The 19,286-nt window shown below is 63.0% G+C and carries 15 protein-coding genes and 3 tRNA genes; 15 read left to right on the forward strand and 3 right to left on the reverse strand.

Annotated elements, in window-relative coordinates; translation table 11 throughout:
* The first annotated feature begins 13 nt into the window (after positions 1-13).
* From asd to V5F23_RS09045, 15 genes are all read left to right on the forward strand, one after another.
* Positions 14-1,126 carry an aspartate-semialdehyde dehydrogenase gene (asd, locus tag V5F23_RS08975; RefSeq protein ID WP_042728366.1) on the forward strand — a complete coding sequence of 371 codons (1,113 nt, stop codon included), beginning with the start codon at positions 14-16 and terminating at the stop codon, positions 1,124-1,126.
* Positions 1,127-1,437: 311 nt separating this feature from the next.
* Positions 1,438-2,448 carry an aspartate-semialdehyde dehydrogenase gene (locus V5F23_RS08980; protein WP_042728367.1) on the forward strand — a complete coding sequence of 337 codons (1,011 nt, stop codon included), beginning with the start codon at positions 1,438-1,440 and terminating at the stop codon, positions 2,446-2,448.
* A 208-nt stretch (positions 2,449-2,656) separates the two neighbouring features.
* On the forward strand, positions 2,657-5,272 hold the full coding sequence (locus V5F23_RS08985; RefSeq protein ID WP_123578637.1) for a FimV/HubP family polar landmark protein: 2,616 nt from the start codon (positions 2,657-2,659) through the stop codon (positions 5,270-5,272).
* Between the two features lie 369 nt (positions 5,273-5,641).
* Positions 5,642-6,466, forward strand: a complete 825-nt coding sequence (gene truA / locus V5F23_RS08990) for a tRNA pseudouridine(38-40) synthase TruA (protein WP_003203852.1) — start codon at positions 5,642-5,644, stop codon at positions 6,464-6,466.
* Positions 6,467-6,529: 63 nt separating this feature from the next.
* Entirely contained in the window at positions 6,530-7,162 is a 633-nt protein-coding gene (locus tag V5F23_RS08995) for a phosphoribosylanthranilate isomerase (RefSeq protein ID WP_212803584.1), read from the forward strand.
* Positions 7,163-7,419: 257 nt separating this feature from the next.
* Positions 7,420-8,340, forward strand: coding sequence for an acetyl-CoA carboxylase, carboxyltransferase subunit beta (gene accD, locus V5F23_RS09000; protein WP_042732641.1), 921 nt, complete (start codon positions 7,420-7,422; stop codon positions 8,338-8,340).
* Positions 8,337-9,644: a bifunctional tetrahydrofolate synthase/dihydrofolate synthase gene (folC, locus tag V5F23_RS09005; protein ID WP_338498100.1), complete on the forward strand. Its 1,308-nt coding sequence runs from the start codon at positions 8,337-8,339 to the stop codon at positions 9,642-9,644. The genes accD and folC overlap by 4 nt, the downstream gene beginning before the upstream one ends.
* Positions 9,628-10,296: an SPOR domain-containing protein gene (locus V5F23_RS09010; protein ID WP_212803585.1), complete on the forward strand. Its 669-nt coding sequence runs from the start codon at positions 9,628-9,630 to the stop codon at positions 10,294-10,296. The genes folC and V5F23_RS09010 overlap by 17 nt, the downstream gene beginning before the upstream one ends.
* A 90-nt stretch (positions 10,297-10,386) precedes the next feature.
* Complete coding sequence (locus V5F23_RS09015; RefSeq protein WP_039593931.1) at positions 10,387-10,947, forward strand: CvpA family protein; 561 nt, start codon at positions 10,387-10,389, stop codon at positions 10,945-10,947.
* A 41-nt stretch (positions 10,948-10,988) separates the two neighbouring features.
* Positions 10,989-12,494, forward strand: a complete 1,506-nt coding sequence (gene purF, locus V5F23_RS09020) for an amidophosphoribosyltransferase (protein ID WP_042728273.1) — start codon at positions 10,989-10,991, stop codon at positions 12,492-12,494.
* Positions 12,495-12,544: 50 nt separating this feature from the next.
* Positions 12,545-13,756, forward strand: a complete 1,212-nt coding sequence (locus tag V5F23_RS09025; RefSeq protein ID WP_042728274.1) for an O-succinylhomoserine sulfhydrylase — start codon at positions 12,545-12,547, stop codon at positions 13,754-13,756.
* Entirely contained in the window at positions 13,753-14,526 is a 774-nt protein-coding gene (locus tag V5F23_RS09030) for an SDR family oxidoreductase (protein WP_042728275.1), read from the forward strand. The genes V5F23_RS09025 and V5F23_RS09030 overlap by 4 nt, the downstream gene beginning before the upstream one ends.
* Before the next feature lie 103 nt (positions 14,527-14,629).
* A tRNA-Val gene (locus V5F23_RS09035) sits at positions 14,630-14,705 on the forward strand.
* 58 nt (positions 14,706-14,763) lie between these two features.
* Positions 14,764-14,840 (forward strand) — tRNA-Asp (locus V5F23_RS09040).
* Between the two features lie 87 nt (positions 14,841-14,927).
* Positions 14,928-15,004, forward strand: a tRNA-Asp gene (locus V5F23_RS09045).
* 168 nt (positions 15,005-15,172) lie between these two features.
* Here the strand turns inward: V5F23_RS09045 and V5F23_RS09050 are convergent.
* From V5F23_RS09050 to V5F23_RS09060, 3 genes are all read right to left on the reverse strand, one after another.
* A complete protein-coding gene (locus V5F23_RS09050; protein WP_123578641.1) occupies positions 15,173-16,468 on the reverse strand; it encodes a hypothetical protein in 1,296 nt (431 codons plus the stop codon).
* 16 nt (positions 16,469-16,484) lie between these two features.
* Positions 16,485-17,738 carry an OprD family porin gene (locus tag V5F23_RS09055; RefSeq protein ID WP_123578642.1) on the reverse strand — a complete coding sequence of 418 codons (1,254 nt, stop codon included), beginning with the start codon at positions 17,736-17,738 and terminating at the stop codon, positions 16,485-16,487.
* Positions 17,739-17,846: 108 nt separating this feature from the next.
* Positions 17,847-19,217: an MFS transporter gene (locus tag V5F23_RS09060; protein ID WP_123578643.1), complete on the reverse strand. Its 1,371-nt coding sequence runs from the start codon at positions 19,215-19,217 to the stop codon at positions 17,847-17,849.
* Between the last annotated feature and the right edge of the window lie 69 nt (positions 19,218-19,286).

Consider the following 19,286-nt stretch of genomic DNA (forward strand, 5'->3'; position numbering starts at 1 on the left):
AGGTGTAGTTGCGATGAAACGTGTAGGTCTGATCGGTTGGCGCGGCATGGTCGGTTCCGTGCTCATGCAGCGAATGCTGGAAGAGCAGGATTTCGATCTCATTGAGCCGGTGTTTTTCACCACCTCCAACGTAGGTGGCCAGGGCCCGTCCGTGGGCAAGGATACCGGCGCGCTCAAGGATGCCTACAGCATCGAAGAGCTCAAGACCCTCGACGTGATCCTGACCTGCCAGGGCGGCGACTACACCAGCGAAGTCTTCCCCAAGCTGCGTGAAGCCGGCTGGCAGGGTTACTGGATCGACGCCGCTTCCAGCCTGCGCATGCAGGACGACGCGGTGATCATTCTCGATCCGGTGAACCGCAAGGTCATCGACCAGCAGTTGGATGCGGGCACCAAGAACTACATCGGCGGCAACTGCACCGTCAGCCTGATGCTGATGGGCCTGGGCGGCCTGTTCGAGGCCGGCCTGGTGGAGTGGATGAGCGCCATGACCTACCAGGCGGCGTCCGGTGCCGGTGCGCAGAACATGCGCGAGCTGATCAAGCAGATGGGCGCGACCCACGCCGCCGTCGCCGATGACCTGGCCAACCCGGCCAGCGCCATCCTGGACATCGACCGCAAGGTGGCCGAGGCGATGCGCAGCGATGCCTATCCGACCGAGAACTTTGGCGTGCCGCTGGCCGGCAGCCTGATCCCGTGGATCGACAAGGAACTGCCTAACGGCCAGAGCCGCGAAGAGTGGAAGGCCCAGGCTGAAACCAACAAGATCCTGGGCCGCTTCAAGAGCCCGATCCCGGTGGACGGCATCTGTGTGCGCATCGGTGCCATGCGCTGCCACAGCCAGGCGCTGACCATCAAGCTGAACAAAGACGTCCCGATCGCCGACATCGAAGGGCTGATCAGCCAGCACAACCCATGGGTCAAGCTGGTGCCGAACAACCGCGACATCAGCATGCAGGAGCTGAGCCCAACCAAGGTCACCGGCACCCTGAACGTGCCAGTGGGGCGTCTGCGCAAGCTGAACATGGGTTCGCAATTCGTCGGTGCCTTCACCGTCGGCGACCAGTTGCTGTGGGGTGCGGCCGAGCCGCTGCGCCGCATGCTGCGGATCCTGCTCGAGCGTTGATTCGATGTGGCTGTGAAAGAACCCGTGCCTTGTGAAAGGTGCGGGTTTTTTTATGGTTACAGATAAACGCGTCCTTGTGGGAGCGGGCTTGCTCGCGAAAGCGGTATGTCAGTTTGCACCTGCGTTGAATGTGCCCCCGTCTTCGCGAGCAAGCCCGCTCCCACAGGTTCTTTGTTCGCCGCGAAATCCCATGTGGGAGCGAGCTTGCTCGCGAGGAGGCCAGTCCAGGCACTGCAAGTCCCCCAGCCAATTGCCTGCATACCCACCACCCGGTAAAGTGCCGCTCCCCCCGTGTTACCTGAGGTAGACCCATGAGCCAGTCCTTTGATATTGCCGTGATCGGCGCCACCGGTACTGTCGGCGAAACCCTTGTCCAGATTCTCGAAGAGCGCGATTTCCCGATCGGCAACCTGCATTTGCTGGCCAGCAGCGAGTCGGCCGGCAGCTCGGTGCTGTTTCGTGGCAAGAACGTGCGGGTGCGGGAGGTCGCTGAATTTGATTTCAGCAAGGTTCAACTGGCGTTTTTCGCCGCAGGCCCGGCGGTGACCCTGAGTTTCGCCCCGCGTGCCACGGCGGCCGGCTGTGCGTTGGTCGATCTGTCCGGTGCGTTGCCGCCGGAGCAGGCGCCGCAGATCGTGCCGCAAGCTAACGCCCAGGTGCTGGCCGGCCTGGCAAAACCTTTCCAGGTCAGCAGCCCGAGCGCTTCGGCCACGGTACTGGCCATGGCGCTGGCGCCGCTGCGCGAGTGTCTGGTGATGCAGCGCGTCAGCGTGACCGCCCACCTCGCCGTGTCCACCCAGGGCCGTGTCGCCGTGAACGAGTTGGCGCGCCAGACCGCCGAACTGCTCAACGCCCGCCCGTTGGAGCCGACCTTTTTCGATCGGCAGATGGCGTTCAACCTGCTGGCCCAGGTCGGTACGCCGGACGAGCAGGGTCACACGCTGCTGGAAAAGCGCCTGGTGCGCGAATTGCGCCAGGTGCTGGAGCAACCTTTGTTAAAGATTTCCGGTACTTGCATTCAAGCGCCGGTGTTTTTTGGCGATAGCTTTAGCGTGACGGTGCAGACGGCCGATGCCGTCGACCTGGCGAAGGTCAATGCGGCCCTCGAAGCTGCGCCGGGTATCGAGCTCGTGGAGGCGGGCGACTACCCGACGCCGGTGGGCGATGCGGTGGGGCAGGATGAGGTCTACGTCGGGCGTGTGCGACTGGGTATCGACGATCCGGCTGAACTAAATATGTGGCTGACGTCAGATAACGTACGCAAAGGCGCGGCGCTCAATGCGGTGCAGGTCGCTGAGTTGTTGATAAAAGACTTGCTGTAAAAGATACTTGGCGTCAATTTGTCGAATGGTTCTAGCTGGGCGCTATGCTTGGCCAGAGAGCTGAAGGCGAACCTCCCTCCGGGGGCTTCCCGGGACATGAGTGAAACGATCGCGCGCACCGTCGCTTCGGGGCTGCGCGCAATGCCTTACGGCAGCGGCATCAATACCTTCTCGCTGGCCGAGGAATGTTCAAACAAAGGAAGAGGCTATGGTTCAAGTTCGCAAACTGGTGTTAGCAATAGCGGCCGCCTCGGCGCTGTCCTCCGGTATGGCGCAGGCGCTCGGGCTTGGGGAATTGACCCTGAAGTCGACGCCGAACCAGCCCCTGGTCGCCGAGATCGAGCTGCTCGACGTCCAGCAGTTGACCGCCGCCGAAGTCGTGCCGAGCCTGGCCTCGCCCGAAGACTTCGCCAAGGCCGGCGTCGACCGCCAAGCCTTCCTCAACGACCTGAGCTTCACGCCGGTGATCAACGCCAATGGCAAGAGCGTCTTGCGGGTCACCTCCAGCCGGCCGCTGTCCGAGCCGATGGTCAAGTTCCTGGTGCAGGTGATGTGGCCCAACGGTCGCCTGTTGCGCGACTACAGCGTGCTGCTCGACCCGTCCAAGTTCTCCCCGCAGGCGGCGGATGCTGCCCGGGCGAAACCGCCTCAGGTGGTGTCCACGCCGGTCACCGGTGCCACCAAGCCTTCCCAGTACACCACCACGCCGCGCGACACCCTGTGGGAAATCGCCGCCAAGGTGCGCAACGGCGGGTCGGTCCAGCAGACCATGTTGGCGATCCAGGCGTTGAATCCGAATGCATTCATCAACGGCAACATCAACCTGCTCAAGACCGGCCAGGTGCTGCGCTTGCCAGACTCGGTGCAAAGCACCGCGCTGCCGCAGCCCCAGGCCATTGCCGAAGTCGCCGCGCAGAACGCCGCCTGGCGTTCGGGGCGGCGTGGCGTGGCGGGCGCGGGCCAGCAACAGCTGGATGCAACCCGGCGTGGCCGCGGTGAAGGCGCGCCGGCCCAGGCCGCTGGTCGCGATAACCTGAGCCTGGTGTCGGCCGAGTCGGCGAAGGCGGGCGGCAAGGGCAAGGGCGCTGCCGGTGATGCCCAGGCGCTGAGCAACAAGCTGGCGGTGACCCAGGAGAGCCTCGATTCGGCCCGCCGGGACAACGAAGAGCTGAAAAGCCGCATGGCCGACCTGCAAAGCCAGTTGGACAAGCTGCAACGCCTGATCGAATTGAAGAACAATCAGCTGGCCAAGATGCAGGCCGAAGGTGGCGCAGTGCCGCCTGCGGGTGAAGCGGCCCCGGCGATGTCCGCGCAATTGACCCCCGCACCGGCTGCGCAAACGCCGGGGGCGCAGGCTCCGACTGTCGCGCCCGAGGCTGCTCCCGCACCGGCCGCCACCCCGGAAGCGACACCGCCGGCCACGCCGATCGAGCCAGCGCCGGCGGCTTCCAATGAGCAGAAGTACAACGATCTGCTGACCAACCCGGTCCTGCTGGGCCTGGTGGGCGGCGGCGTGTTGATCCTGCTGTTGCTGCTGTTGTTGCTCGCCCGCCGCCGCAAGGCCCAGCAGGAAGCCGAGAAACATTTGCGCATGGCCCGAGCCCTCGAGGAGGAGGCCGACTTCTCCCCGGAGCTCGATCTGCCCCCGAGCAGCTTCGAGGGCATTGAAGTTCCACCTCCCAGCGTCAAACTCGAGCCAAAACCGGCGCCTGCGCCAGTGCCCAAGCCGGCCCCGCTCGTTGCCCCGGTGATTGTCACGCCGCCGATTGCCGCGCCCTTGGTGGCGCCTGCCGCCGAGCCTTCGGATGACGTGTTGCCCCTGGCCCAGTCCCACATCGACCGCGGTCGCCTGAACCAGGCCGCCGACCTGCTGGAACAAGGCATCAAGGCCGAACCCCAGCGCAGTGACCTGCGGCTGAAGCTCATGGAAGTCTACGGCCAGCAAGGCGATCGCGATGCGTTCGTCGCCCAGGAGCGCCAGCTCGTGGCCAACGGCGACAACTACGCCCAGGTCGAGCAGCTCAAGAGCCGTTTCCCTGCCATGGTCGTGGCGACCGGCGCCGGCCTGGCTGCGGCGGCACTGGCCGCCGAGCTGGATGCGCAGTACGTCAAGGACCTGCTGGAAGACAAGCCGTTGTCCGATGAGGAACTGGACAGTGCCTTTGACCTGAGCCTGGATGACCTGGAAACGACGCCGGTGCCACCGGCCGCCGAGCCGATCGCCGAGCTGGATGCATTCCCGGAAGACGACGACCTGAGCTTCGAGTCGGTGCTCAAGCAGCAGACCGAAGCCAACCAGAGCCTCGATGACCTGTCCGAGTTCGACCTGGACCTGGGCGCCGATACCCCGGCCCCGACCGCAGCCCTCGATGACGAGGACTTCCTGTTGGATCTGGGCGACGACCTCAAGGGCTTCGACTTGCCGCCGGCCGATGCGCCTGCGTTGCTCGACACTCCGTCCGACGATCTCGAGCTGCCCGCGGATTTCGACCTGTCCCTGGCTGACGAAATGGATGTCCCTGGCGCGCCGAAGGACGCCTTCGAGTCCGAGCTGGACGACGTCAATGCCGAGTTGGACCGCCTGTCGGACAGCCTGAGCGAGCCAACCTTCACCGCCGAAGATGCGCTGGCCGGCGCCGAGGACGAGCCGGATTTCGACTTCCTCAGCGGCACCGACGAGGTGGCGACCAAGCTCGACCTGGCCCAGGCCTACATGGACATGGGCGATAATGATGGCGCCCGGGACATCCTCGGCGAAGTCCTTAGCGAAGGCGATGCTACGCAGAAGAGCGAAGCGCAGGAGATGTTGTCGCGCCTGGCGTGAATCAGTGGTTATACAAAAAATGGCAGCCGGTGAGGCTGCCGTTTTTATTTGTGGGTCATTCACGCTGCTCTTGTGGCGAGGGAGCTTGCTCCCGCTGGGCTGCGAAGCAGGCCTCTCTATGGCACGTCGAGCACTTTTGCGAGCGCTGCGCACTCGAGCGGGAGCAAGCTCCCTCGCCACAAGGACTTGTCTTGGTTTGAAAACCATCTGAACCCCTGTGGGAGTAAGCGTGCTCGCGATAGCGCCAGCCCATTCAACACAGATCACCCGCCGGACTGGCATCCCAAGCCATCGGCCTTATAATGCCCGCCTTTGCGTCCCTCAGCAGGCTGTAATTCCTTGGCAAACATAGACAATCCGGCCGCCGAAATGGCGGCCGACGGCTTTTTCCGGATCGCCCTGGGCGTTGAATACAAGGGCTCGCGCTATCGGGGTTGGCAGCGCCAGGCTTCTGGTGTGCTGACGGTGCAGGAAACCCTCGAGAATGCGCTGTCCAAAGTCGCCGACTCGCCGGTGTCGCTGCATTGTGCCGGTCGTACCGACGCAGGCGTGCACGCCTGCGGCCAAGTGGTGCATTTCGACACCCAGGTCGAGCGCTCGATGAAGGCCTGGGTGATGGGCGCCAACATCAACCTGCCGCACGATGTCAGCGTCAGTTGGGCCAAGGTGATGCCGGCGCACTTTCACGCGCGCTTCAAGGCTATCGCCCGGCGTTATCGCTATGTGATCTACAACGATCAGATCCGCCCGGCGCACCTGAACGAAGAAATCACCTGGAACCACCGTCCGCTGGATGTCGAGCGCATGGCCGAGGCGGCGCAGTATCTGGTCGGTGTGCATGATTTCAGCGCGTTCCGCGCCGGCCAGTGCCAGGCCAAGTCGCCGATCAAGGAGCTGCATCACCTGCGCGTGACGCGGCACGGCAAGATGATCGTGCTCGACATCCGCGCCAGCGCATTCCTGCACCACATGGTGCGCAACATTGCCGGTGTGTTGATGACTATTGGCGCCGGCGAACGCCCAGTGGAGTGGATCAAGGAAGTGCTCGACAGCCGTATCCGCCGCTCCGGCGGGGTGACCGCGCATCCGTTCGGCCTGTACCTGGTGCAGGTGGAATACCGCGATGAATTCGAGTTGCCCGAGCGTTACATCGGGCCACATTTCCTCACCGGCTTCTCGGAACTCGACGGCTGACGCCTTTCGCAGCATTTGCTACCATCCGGGACTTTCACGGATTTGCCTTGGAGTTTTCACGACATGTCGGCCGTTCGCAGCAAGATTTGCGGGATCACCCGCGTCGAGGACGCGTTGGCGGCGGTCGAGGCCGGAGCCGATGCCATCGGGTTGGTGTTCTACGCCAAGAGCCCGAGGGCGGTGACGGTGCAGCAGGCGAGGGCAATCATCCAGGCCTTGCCGCCGTTCGTGACCCCGGTCGGGCTGTTCGTCAATGCCAGTCGTTGCGAGCTGGGCGAGATACTCGATGCGGTGCCGCTGGCGCTGTTGCAGTTCCATGGCGACGAAACCCCGGAGGACTGCGAGGGCTGGCACCGCCCGTACATCAAGGCGTTGCGGGTCAAGGCGGGCGATGACATCGCCGCCGCATGCGAGACCTTCGCCGGAGCCAGCGGTATTTTGCTGGACACCTACGTGGAAGGCGTTCCCGGGGGTACTGGCGAGGCGTTCGACTGGTCACTGGTGCCCAAGGGGCTGAGTAAGCCGATTATCCTGGCCGGTGGCCTGACGGCAGAGAATGTGGCCGAGGCCATTCGCCAGGTTCGTCCGTATGCGGTCGATGTGAGCGGCGGCGTGGAGCAGGGCAAGGGGATCAAGGATCCGGCAAGGATTCGCGCGTTCATGGCGGCTGTACGCAGCAGCCAGTCGCCAATGTGACGGCTGGCAGACTGCCGCCGTCCATACCTGCACTGTACACAGCAGGCAGGCACCGCCTCCGGGTGGGCCGATAGCGTAGTGGCAACCACGATGAAGCGGTTGCCGGGATGGCTGAGGAAGGTTGGGTTGCACGCAGGTCATGTTTCGCGCTGACCGTGGCGGCCCTTCGGCCCTCGCCGCACAATGAATTTAGCTCAAGGGCATACGCGGGGCCGCGAACCAGAGCGTTCGGGCCGCCGGTACTGGAGAAAGAAAGCATGAGCAACTGGTTAGTAGACAAACTGATCCCTTCGATCATGCGTTCCGAGGTGAAGAAAAGCTCGGTGCCTGAAGGTCTGTGGCACAAATGTCCTTCCTGCGAAGCGGTGTTGTATCGCCCGGAGCTGGAAAAGACCCTGGACGTGTGCCCCAAGTGCAACCACCACATGCGCATTGGCGCGCGTGCCCGTATCGATATCTTCCTGGACGCCGAGGGTCGTGAAGAGCTCGGCGCCGACCTGGAGCCGGTGGACCGCCTGAAGTTCCGCGACGGCAAGAAGTACAAGGACCGCCTGACAGCTGCCCAGAAGCAGACCGGCGAGAAAGACGCCCTGGTGTCCATGAGCGGCACTTTGCTGGGCATGCCGGTGGTGGTCTCGGCGTTCGAGTTCTCCTTCATGGGCGGTTCCATGGGTGCCATCGTTGGCGAGCGTTTCGTTCGTGCCGCCAACCATGCCCTGGAAAACCGTTGCCCGATGATCTGCTTCGCCGCCTCCGGCGGTGCGCGGATGCAGGAAGCGCTGATTTCCCTGATGCAGATGGCCAAGACCTCCGCGGTGCTGGCACGCTTGCGTGAAGAAGGCATTCCATTCATCTCGGTGCTGACCGACCCGGTCTACGGCGGTGTCTCCGCCAGCCTGGCCATGCTGGGCGACGTGATCGTCGGCGAGCCTAAGGCGCTGATCGGCTTTGCCGGCCCGCGTGTGATCGAGCAGACCGTGCGTGAAAAACTGCCCGAAGGCTTCCAGCGAAGCGAGTTCCTGCTGGAGCACGGTGCGATCGACATGATCATCCATCGCCAGGAACTGCGTCCGCGCCTGGGCAACCTGCTGGCGCAACTGATGGGGCTGCCGACGCCGAAGTTCGTCGCCGCTCCCGTCGAGCCGATCGTGGTTCCGCCGGTGCCTGCAGGCCTATGACCCAACGTACCCTGGGCGACTGGCTTGCCTACCTCGAGCAGTTGCATCCGTCGGCCATCGACATGGGGCTGGAGCGCTCGCAAGCGGTAGCGTCCCGCATGGGACTGGCCAAGCCGGCGCCCCGGGTCATTACCGTTACCGGCACCAACGGTAAGGGTTCGACCTGCGCCTTCCTGGCCTCGCTGCTGCGGGCCCAGGGGTTGAACGTCGGTGTCTACAGTTCGCCGCACCTGCTGCGCTACAACGAGCGGGTGCAGGTCAACGGCGTCGAGGCCACTGACGCCCAACTGTGCGAAGCCTTTGCCGCGGTGGAAACCGGGCGGGGCGAGACTTCCCTGACCTATTTCGAAATGGGCACCCTGGCGGCGTTCTGGCTGTTCGCTCGGGCAGGCCTCGATGCCGTGGTGCTGGAAGTCGGCCTGGGCGGGCGCCTGGATGCGGTCAACCTGGTGGACGCCGACATCGCCTTGGTCACCAGCATCGGCGTGGACCATGCCGATTACCTGGGCGATACCCGCGAATCCGTGGCGTTCGAGAAGGCCGGTATCTTTCGCCAGGGCGCACCTGCGCTCTGCGGCGACCTCGATCCGCCTCAACCGCTGCTGGACAAGGTCCGCGAGCTGGGCTGCCCATTCTTCCTGCGTGGGCGGGATTTTGACCTGGCAATGACCGAGCAGCACTGGCAATGGCGCGGCAGCGATGCCCAGGGCCAGCCAGTGGAACTGCGTGACCTGCCGCTGCTGGACCTGCCGATGGAAAACGCCGCGCTGGCGCTTCAGGCCTACTTGCTGCTCGGCTTGCCGTGGGAGGCGGGGCAGATTGCCGAGGCGTTGCAGGCAGCGCGCGTTGTCGGGCGGTTGGATCGTCGCCAGTTCGAGTGGCAGGGCAAGCGCCTGAACCTGTTGCTGGATGTCGGGCACAATCCCCATGCCGCGCAGTACCTGGCCGAGCGTCTGGCCCGGCGGCCGGTCGTGGGGCGGCGCCTGGCGGTATTCGGACTGCTGTCCGACAAAGACCTGGATGGCGTTGTCGAGGCGTTGGGTGCTAGTGTCCAGCAATGGGCGGTGACGCCGCTGGACTCGCCGCGTTCGCGTCCGGCGACCGAGTTGCAGGCCACTTTGCAGCGTCACGGTGCTGCTGTACAAAGCTATGGCAGTGTGGCCGCCGCGCTGGAAGGGCAGTGCGCCGCGGCGACGGCCGATGACGAGATCCTGTTGTTCGGATCATTTTTTTGTGTTGCCGAGGCCCTTCAATGGCTGGCCCGGCGCTCCACGGAGGACGCGGCAGATGGCAATGCTGGATAAGGCGTACAAGCAGCGCATGGTCGGTGCCCTGGTGTTGGTGGCCCTGGCGGTGATTTTCCTGCCGATGCTGTTTTCCCGCCAGGACGAGCAGCGCCAGATCACGGTGGATGCGCCGGCTGCGCCCCAGGCGCCTGCCGTGCCGCCCGTGCAGGTAGAGCCGGTGGCGGTGCCTGAACCACAGGCACTGCCCCAGGAACCTGTACCGAGTGACGAGGAGCTGGCGCAGCAGCCAGCTGCGCCGTCGACGCCTATCGCACCCGCACCCGCACCCGCTGCGCCAGCGCCGAGCAAACCGGTCGTCGCGCCGACGCCTGCTCCGGCGGCGCCTGCCGTCAAGCCGGCCCCGACCCAGCCGATTACCGCCGCACCCGCCAAGCCGGACACCACGCAAAGCCGTGTGGATGCCAACGGCCTGTCGGTCAGTTGGTCGGTGCAACTGGCCAGCCTGACCAGTCGCGAAAGTGCTGAAAGCTTGCAGAAAAACCTGCGCAGCCAGGGCTACAACGCTTATATCCGCTCCGCCGATGGCAAGAACCGGGTATTTGTCGGGCCGTTGATCGAGCGCGCCGAGGCCGATCGCCTGCGTGACCTGCTCGGGCGCCAGCAGAACCTCAAGGGTTTCGTGGTACGTTTCCAGCCAGAGCGTGGTTGACCGGCGATTTAGCTGATTTGAATCACGCAGCTTACCGACAGCCCTGGGCTCTGCTAAAATGCGCCGCCTTATCCGTCTGCAGGCTGCACCGTGCCATTTACCTGGGTTGACTGGGCGATCGTTGCGATCGTCGCCATCTCCGCATTGATCAGTCTGAGCCGAGGCTTCGTCAAGGAAGCCCTCTCGCTGCTGACCTGGATCATCGCGGGAGTCGTGGCCTGGATGTTTGGTGGCTCGCTGTCCCAGTACCTCGCCGGATACATCGAAACCCCGTCGGCTCGCGTGATCGCGGGCTGTGCCATCTTGTTTATCGCCACCTTGCTGGTCGGCGCAATGATCAATTATCTGATCGGCGAACTGATTCGCGTCACCGGGCTTTCCGGGACGGACCGGTTCCTGGGCATGGCCTTCGGCGCGGCGCGTGGCGCGTTGCTGGTGGTCGTGGCCGTCGGGCTCCTGAGCTTGGGGCCGGTGCAGCAGGATACGTGGTGGCAGGAGTCCCGGCTCGTGCCACAATTTCTATTGGTCGCAGACTGGTCTAAAAACCTGATTCTGGGTTGGAGCAGTCAGTGGCTTGCCAGCGGTATCAGCGTACCCGCTGAAATACCGTTCAAGGAGCAGCTCTTGCCGATGGCCAAAACGCCGCAGTGAGTGCTGTTCAGTTCAGATCCATTAAGTAGGGGTTGCGTCGCATGTGTGGCATCGTCGGTATCGTCGGTAAGTCGAACGTCAATCAGGCGCTGTATGACGCGCTAACCGTGCTCCAGCACCGCGGCCAGGACGCTGCCGGTATCGTGACCAGCCATGACGGCCGGTTATTCCTGCGCAAGGACAACGGCCTGGTGCGTGACGTGTTCCACCAGCGTCACATGCAGCGCCTGGTCGGCCACATGGGTATCGGCCACGTGCGCTATCCGACGGCGGGCAGCTCGACGTCGGCTGAGGCCCAGCCGTTCTACGTCAACTCGCCATACGGCATCACCCTGGCGCACAACGGCAACTTGACCAACGTCGAGCAGCTGGCCAAGGAAATCTACGAATCGGACCTGCGCCACGTCAACACCAGTTCCGACTCGGAAGTGATGCTCAACGTGTTCGCCCATGAGCTGGCCCAGCGCGGCAAGCTGCAGCCTACCGAGGAAGATGTGTTCGCGGCGGTGACCGACGTGCATAACCGTTGCGTCGGCGGCTACTCGGTGGTGGCGATGATCACCGGCTACGGTATCGTCGGCTTCCGCGATCCCCACGGCATTCGTCCGATCGTGTTCGGCCAGCGTCACACCGACGAAGGCGTCGAGTACATGATCGCCTCCGAAAGCGTGTCCCTGGACGTGCTCGGTTTCACCCTGATTCGCGACTTGGCCCCAGGCGAAGCGGTCTACATCACTGAAGACGGCAAGCTGCACACCCGCCAATGCGCGACCAACCCGAGCCTGACCCCCTGCATCTTCGAGCACGTCTACCTGGCGCGCCCGGACTCGATCATCGACGGCATCTCTGTCTACAAGGCCCGCCTGCGCATGGGCGAAAAGCTGGCCGAGAAGATCCTGCGCGAGCGCCCGGACCATGACATCGACGTGGTCATCCCGATCCCGGACACCAGCCGCACGGCGGCCCTGGAGTTGGCGAACCACCTGGGCGTCAAGTTCCGCGAAGGCTTCGTGAAGAACCGCTACATCGGCCGTACCTTCATCATGCCGGGCCAGGCTGCGCGGAAAAAATCCGTACGCCAGAAACTCAACGCCATCGAGCTGGAATTTCGCGGCAAGAACGTGATGCTGGTGGATGACTCCATCGTACGCGGCACCACGTGCAAGCAGATCATCCAGATGGCCCGCGAAGCCGGCGCCAAGAACGTGTATTTCTGCTCGGCCGCTCCGGCGGTGCGTTATCCGAACGTCTACGGCATCGACATGCCGAGTGCCCACGAACTGATCGCGCACAACCGCAGCACCCAGGACGTGGCCGACCTGATCGGCGCCGACTGGTTGATCTACCAGGACCTGCCGGACCTGATCGAAGCGGTGGGCGGCGGCAAAATCAAGATCGAGCAGTTCGATTGCGCGGTGTTCGACGGCAAGTACGTCACCGGCGACATCGACGAGGCCTACCTGAACCGGATCGAGCACGCGCGTAACGATGCGTCCAAGGCCAAGACCCAGGCGGTCAGTGCGATCATCGATCTGTACAACAACTGAGTGACGAACCGGCCCCGAGGGGCCGGTTTGCGATTTGAAGGAGTGGCAGCATGAGTCAGGATTGGGATGCCGGTCGGCTGGACAGCGACCTTGAGGGCGTAGCGTTCGACACCCTGGCGGTGCGCGCGGGTCAGCACCGCACACCGGAAGCCGAACATGGCGATCCGATGTTCTTTACCTCCAGCTACGTATTCCGCACGGCCGCCGATGCGGCAGCGCGGTTTGCCGGCGAGGTGCCAGGCAACGTCTACTCGCGCTACACCAACCCGACCGTGCGCGCTTTCGAAGAGCGCATTGCCGCCCTGGAAGGCGCCGAGCAAGCGGTCGCTACCGCTACCGGCATGGCGGCGATCATGGCGGTGGTGATGAGCCTGTGCAGCGCCGGCGACCATGTCCTGGTTTCGCGCAGTGTCTTCGGCTCGACCATCAGTCTGTTCGAAAAATACTTCAAGCGCTTTGGCGTGGAAGTCGACTACGTGCCCCTGGCGGACCTGTCCGGCTGGGACGCGGCGATCAAGCCCAACACCAAGCTGTTGTTCGTTGAATCGCCCTCCAACCCCTTGGCCGAGCTGGTGGACATTGCCGCGCTGGCGGAAGTCGCCCATGCCAAGGGCGCCATGCTGGTGGTCGACAACTGCTTCTGCACCCCGGCGCTGCAACAGCCGCTGAAACTGGGGGCTGACGTGGTGGTGCATTCGGCGACCAAGTTCATCGACGGCCAGGGCCGATGCATGGGTGGCGTGGTGGCCGGTCGCGGCGAGCAGATGAAGGAAGTGGTGGGGTTCCTGCGCACTGCCGGGCCGACCCTCAGCCCGTTCAACGCCTGGATCTTCCTCAAGGGCCTGGAAACCCTGGGCCTGCGCATGAAGGCGCACTGTGCCAACGCCCAGGCCCTGGCCGAATGGCTGGAGCAGCAGGACGGCATCGAGAAGGTCCATTACGCCGGTCTCAAGAGCCATCCGCAGCATGACCTGGCCCAGCGCCAGCAGCGCGGCTTTGGTGCAGTGGTGAGTTTCGAGGTCAAGGGGGGCAAGGAGGGCGCCTGGCGCTTCATCGACGCGACCCGGTTGATTTCCATCACCGCCAACCTGGGCGATAGCAAGACCACCATTACGCACCCGAGCACCACGTCCCACGGTCGCCTGTCGCCCCAGGAGCGTGAAGCGGCGGGTATTCGTGACAGCCTGATTCGCGTTGCGGTCGGCCTGGAAGACGTGGCCGACCTGCAAGCCGACCTGGGTCGCGGGTTGGCGGCCTTGTGATCGAGTTGGCAACGCCGCCGGGCGGCACTCACGGCCGGGTTGCACTGGTCACGGGGGCCGCGCGGGGCATCGGCCTGGGCATTGCTGCCTGGTTAATTTGCGAAGGCTGGCAAGTGGTGTTGACCGACCTGGATCGCGAGCGCGGTTCCAAGGTTGCGAAGACCCTGGGCGACAACGCCTGGTTCATCGCCATGGACGTGGCGGACGAGGCGCAGGTCGCCACCGGTATCGCCGAGGTGCTTGGCCAGTTCGGCCGTCTCGATGCGCTGGTGTGCAATGCGGCCATTGCCGACCCGCACAACATCACCCTGGAAAGCCTGGACCTGGCCTACTGGAATCGGGTCCTGGCGGTGAACCTGGGTGGGCCGATGCTGCTGGCCAAGCATTGTGCGCCGTACCTGCGTGCCCACAACGGCGCGATCGTCAACCTGGCCTCGACCCGCGCCGCACAATCGGAGCCGGACACCGAAGCCTATGCGGCAAGCAAGGGCGGCCTGCTGGCCCTGACCCATGCCCTGGCGATCAGCCTCGGGCCGGAGATCCGCGTCAACGCCGTCAGTCCTGGCTGGATCGATGCGCGCGACCCTTCGCAGCGCCGTGCAGAGCCACTCACCGATTCCGATCACGCCCAACATCCGGCGGGCAGGGTAGGGACCGTGGAGGACGTGGCGGCGATGGTGGCATGGCTGTTGTCGCGCAATGCCGGTTTTGTCACGGGCCAGGAGTTCGTGGTGGACGGCGGCATGACCAAGAAGATGATTTACAAATAAGTCCATGGGCGCGCGGCGCTTGAAACTGTTTTGAAAAAACTTCAACCCTGCTATTGACTTAGCTTCGGTACCTGCGTAAATTTCGCGGCCTCAGCGAAGCAAAGGGTGATTAGCTCAGCCGGGAGAGCGTCTGCCTTACAAGCAGAATGTCGGCGGTTCGATCCCGTCATCACCCACCATGTTTCAAGAGAGTCTTGCGAAAGCAAGATGGAAGCTGTCAAAAGCCTCCACCGACGCGCAGCGGTAGTTCAGTCGGTTAGAATACCGGCCTGTCACGCCGGGGGTCGCGGGTTCGAGTCCCGTCCGCTGCGCCATATTTTCCGAAGCAGGTTCGCCTGGTTCGAGATCAATCCCAAGGGGCTGGTCAGACGAGTTAACTGGACGCAAGTCCACAGCGATACGCAGCGGTAGTTCAGTCGGTTAGAATACCGGCCTGTCACGCCGGGGGTCGCGGGTTCGAGTCCCGTCCGCTGCGCCATATCTGCTTCGAGGCACACTGAACGCCTTGAAGCTACGAAACAAGCGGCCTAAGGCCGCTTTTTTCGTTTTTGGCTTCCATTGAATTCAGTACCCACCCCGATTTTTCCAGTCAAACATTCAAATATGCCGCCCGGCGCCAGGCCGAGCGGCGTGCCTCGACGTGCCTTCAAGAAAAGGCTTCGATCATGGCTTTATGGGCTTCCACCACCGGTACCAAGAGGCAGGCATCGACTTTTTCCAGGGTGTCCTCCTGGGTATGGAACCAGCGATGTACGCCCAGCACCGCGAAGGCATTGAGGTATCCGCGCTCGATGATGCCGGATAGTTCTCCTTTGCCTTTCAAGGCATTGAGGGGGCGCTCCAAGCCCGACAGACCGGCGAATACCCGTGTCGCCTTGTCCATGAGCGCAGGCGATACCATCAACGCGCGTTGCGGGTCAGCGGAGGGTAGGAAGAAGGGCTTGTCCCGGCTCGCCAGGTCGAGACAGTCGCGCGTAGCCAAGCCTGCGCCGATATGGGTCCAGATCGCCGTGGCCTCTGGTGACGGCGCGAGCGGCACGGCTTTGTGCATACCGGCAAAATCCATTTCATGGCCACCGGAATTGATGACACAGATGGAGTGGTCGGCAAAGCGCTTCGCTGCCCATTGAGCAAGATGCAAAAAAGCGGCAGTTCCCGTGCCGCGCTCGGCCACGCAGGAGAACCAGCCGGTGCGTGGCGTGGAAATGACCAACCATTTCTTGCCTGCCACTCTTCGTCCTATCAGGTTGACGGTGTCGCGCTGGCTTGCCTGCCCCGACACTGTCAGCGTGATGCTTCTGTCCTGCACGATTGCCGGTATCAATGACGGCAGGTCACTGGGGGCCATGACGACGATGGGCACATCGGCCATCGGTTTCAGTCGTGTATTGAGACCGACGATCCCTCCTGTCGGCCCGACCGGGACGATGACGATGGCGGCAGGAGCTGCCTTGACGGCGGCCTCAAGAAAACGCCCCGCCTGCCCCATGAACAGCGCCGCATGTTTGTCATGGGGCAGCACCAGTATTGCAATCTTTCCCGAAGCCTCGGGCGCCTGGGAGGGGTCATGGATCAGGACGGCCTTTGCAGTCAGCCCTGCCGCCGACGTCGACACCACGACAGGTTGGGGTTTCACCTCGACTTTATGCCCTTCCCAGGCGAGCTCGGAACGCACTGATTCGAAGTACGGGAGCGACACGTTCTGCTCTTCGACGACGTACCCGGACGCTTTGAGCCGCGATGCAATCCAATCGGCTGTCGCACGGTCGCCTTTGCCCCCACTGCCTTTGTCACCCAGGGCCGCGTGTTTCTCGAGGTCGCGTTGCAGTTGCTGCAGCAAGTCGTCGTTGGTCATCGCCAGCGTCATCTCCTGCGCTTGTGCGATCGTGGCCAACGAAGCCAGCGCCAGCGAACTGCCCAGTAATTCCCGTCGATTCATCATCGCAATGGTCCCTTGATTACCGGAGTTTCCAGGTATAGGCGGCAATGAGCCGGTTTTCGTCCAGGTCTTGCGTCAAGCCATTGCTGGAGCGAAAGGTCGCATTGCGCCAGCGCAGGTCCAGGCCCTTGAGCGCGCCGCTCTGTATCACGTAGGTGATGTCGGTATCGCGTTCCCATTCAGTGCCGCTACTGACCGTACGACTTTCCACGCCTGTGCCTTTTACGTAACGCGTCATGAACGTCAGCCCGGGTATGCCCAAGGCGGCAAAATCATAGTTGTAACGCAATTGCCAGGAGGTTTCGCCGATCTTGGTGAAGCTGTTGTAGGTGACCAGGTTCACCACGTAGGGCGTGCCGGTTTCGATGACAGGAAACGCCGTATCCCCGCGCATTTCCTGATAACCCATGGAGAACTTGTGCGCTGCCACACCCAACGTGACGATGCCGTTGAAGTTGCGGTTATCGATGCGCCCGGCCTTGGCATTGCCCGTATCGCGGCTATCGAAATACCGCAGGTCACTGCGCAGGCTGACGCCTTCACCCAGGGGTAGGGTGTGGATCAGGCCGGCAAATTGCTGGACATAAATATCGTCCAGTTCGCCGTGATGGTAACGCAGCGTCAGTTCCTTGGTCAGCGCAAAGTCCCCCCCTACCAGATCCAGATGGCTGGATTTCTGGCCCGCATAACCGATGTCATCGTTGCTGGATGAATCGCGCGCATTGCCCTTGGTCAGGCGTCCGGTGGTGAAGGTCAATCGGTCTATGTCATTGGAGGTCAGTAATCCGCCTGTGAATGTCGAGGGCAATAGCCGCATATCGTTGTAGAAGGCCAGCGGGTGGGTCGGCATAAGCGTGCCGATCTTCAGCTCGCTCTTGGCGAGGCGTACCTTGGCGGTGGCGCCCAATTCGCTGTAGTTGTCGGTTGGCTCATTGCTGTCAGGGCCGTAGGGCAACAGGCCTGAGCCGCGTCGCCCTGCACCGGAGTCCAGCTTCACACCCAACTCAGCCAGCGCGTCCAGCCCGAAACCGACGGAGCCCTCGGTGTAACCGGACCGCAAATCTATGATGAAGCCCTGGGCCCATTCCTCGGTTTTGGACTGAGGTGCGTTGTCTTGTCGGAAGTCGCGGTTCAGATAGAAGTTGCGGGTAGTCAGCGTTGCGGTGCTGTCTTTCAGAAATTCTGCATTTGCCGGTTGGCTGATGAGGAGCAGAACGCTGGCGGCCAGGGCAGCGTTGCGTCGTGACAGCAGTAAAAACGGGATCCTGATCATTGTTATTGGTCTCCAGGAATGGAATGAGGCGAAATTTGCGCACACGCCTTCCGGGCCACGGTGTTGGCCGTGGCGTTTTACGAATCGTTATGTTCTGAAGCCCAGGCGTCAGGCTTGGGAGGTGTCCGGTACTGGCTCGGCGGCAGAAGGCTCGCCTTTTTCAACCAGCCGTCCGATGACGAAAGCGCAGACGGAGAGCAGGGCCGGACAAATCGCCAATACCAGGAAACTCTTCACCACCGGCAGGCCGCTGTTGAGCACGTAGGCACCGAGCAGTGGGCCTAGGATCGAACCGATCTTGGCAATTGACGTGGCCCAGCCGGCGCCATTGGCGCGGATGGCGCTGGGATAGAAGATCCCGGCAATACTGAGGATGCCGTAGTGTGAGCCTTTGACGAACAGGCCGCCGGCCAGGCTCAGCATCAGGAAGGCGGTGCCCTGCATGCCGGTAACGCCGAGTACCAGCAGGAAAGGCAAGGCCAGCAGCGGATAGACCATCACCATGTAGGGCCCGCGGGTGTCGACGAAGCGCATCATCACCAGCCCCGCCATCGCCCCGCTGAACGACGCGATCGAGCTGACCCACGACGCGGTCGCGCGATCGAATCCTGCGTATTGATAGACCAACGGGCTCCAGGAGGCGAGGAAGTACATGGCCATGGAGCTGGCGGAGTAGCCCAGCCAGATCATCGGTGTGATCCATTTCAGGCGGCCGATGAACAGTTGGCTGACACGAAAGGGTTGGCGGCCGATGTCCGGCTCGTCCAGCAGGACGAACTGGTCGTCGGGGCGTACATCCAGGTGCCGGTCCATGCGCTTGAGAATCGCCGCGATTTTCTCCGGCGCCTTGCGCTTGCTGGCCAGGAAACGAACCGATTCGGGCAGGGTGAACAGCAACAGCACCCAAGCGAGCAGCGTCAGCACGCCGCCGAACACGAATACGCCTTGCCATCCGACATGCGGCGCCAGCCATACCGTCAGCGGCCCGGCTACTGCGCTGCCAAGGCTGAAACCGACCATGATCACGGTGACGACCGTGGAGCGGTAGCGCTTGGGGACGAACTCAATGTTCAACGCCCAGCACAGGGGCAGCATGGCGCCCAGGGCAAAGCCGTTGAAAAAGCGCAGGACCATCAACGATTCATAGCTGTCGGCCATGACAAACAGCAAGGTCAGCAGGCCAAACGCGCAGTTTGAGAACAGGATCGTGGGGCGGCGCCCGATGCGGTCGCCCAGGTAGCCGAAGAAGAACCCGCCGAGCATCATCCCCAGCAGGCCGATGGAGAAGATTTCGCCCAGTTGGATCTTGTCCAGGCCGACCTCATCGGCGATATAGGACGCCGTGTGCGAGAGCACCAGCAGATCGAAACCGTCGAGGAAGGTGATCAGGACCGAGACGAGGATCACCACATAGTTGAAACGTGACAATTTGCGGCCTTCTATGAGTGCCGCGACATCCAGGGGGCGTGACTGTGACATGTACGTTCTCCACCGCATTTCTTATTGTTGTTGGAGTGGCGCCCGCGTTTGCACGACGGTCGCATCGAA

The organism is Pseudomonas sp. WP18 (assembly GCF_036689585.1).
In the GTDB taxonomy this organism is placed as follows: Bacteria; Pseudomonadota; Gammaproteobacteria; order Pseudomonadales; family Pseudomonadaceae; genus Aquipseudomonas; species Aquipseudomonas chlororaphis_E.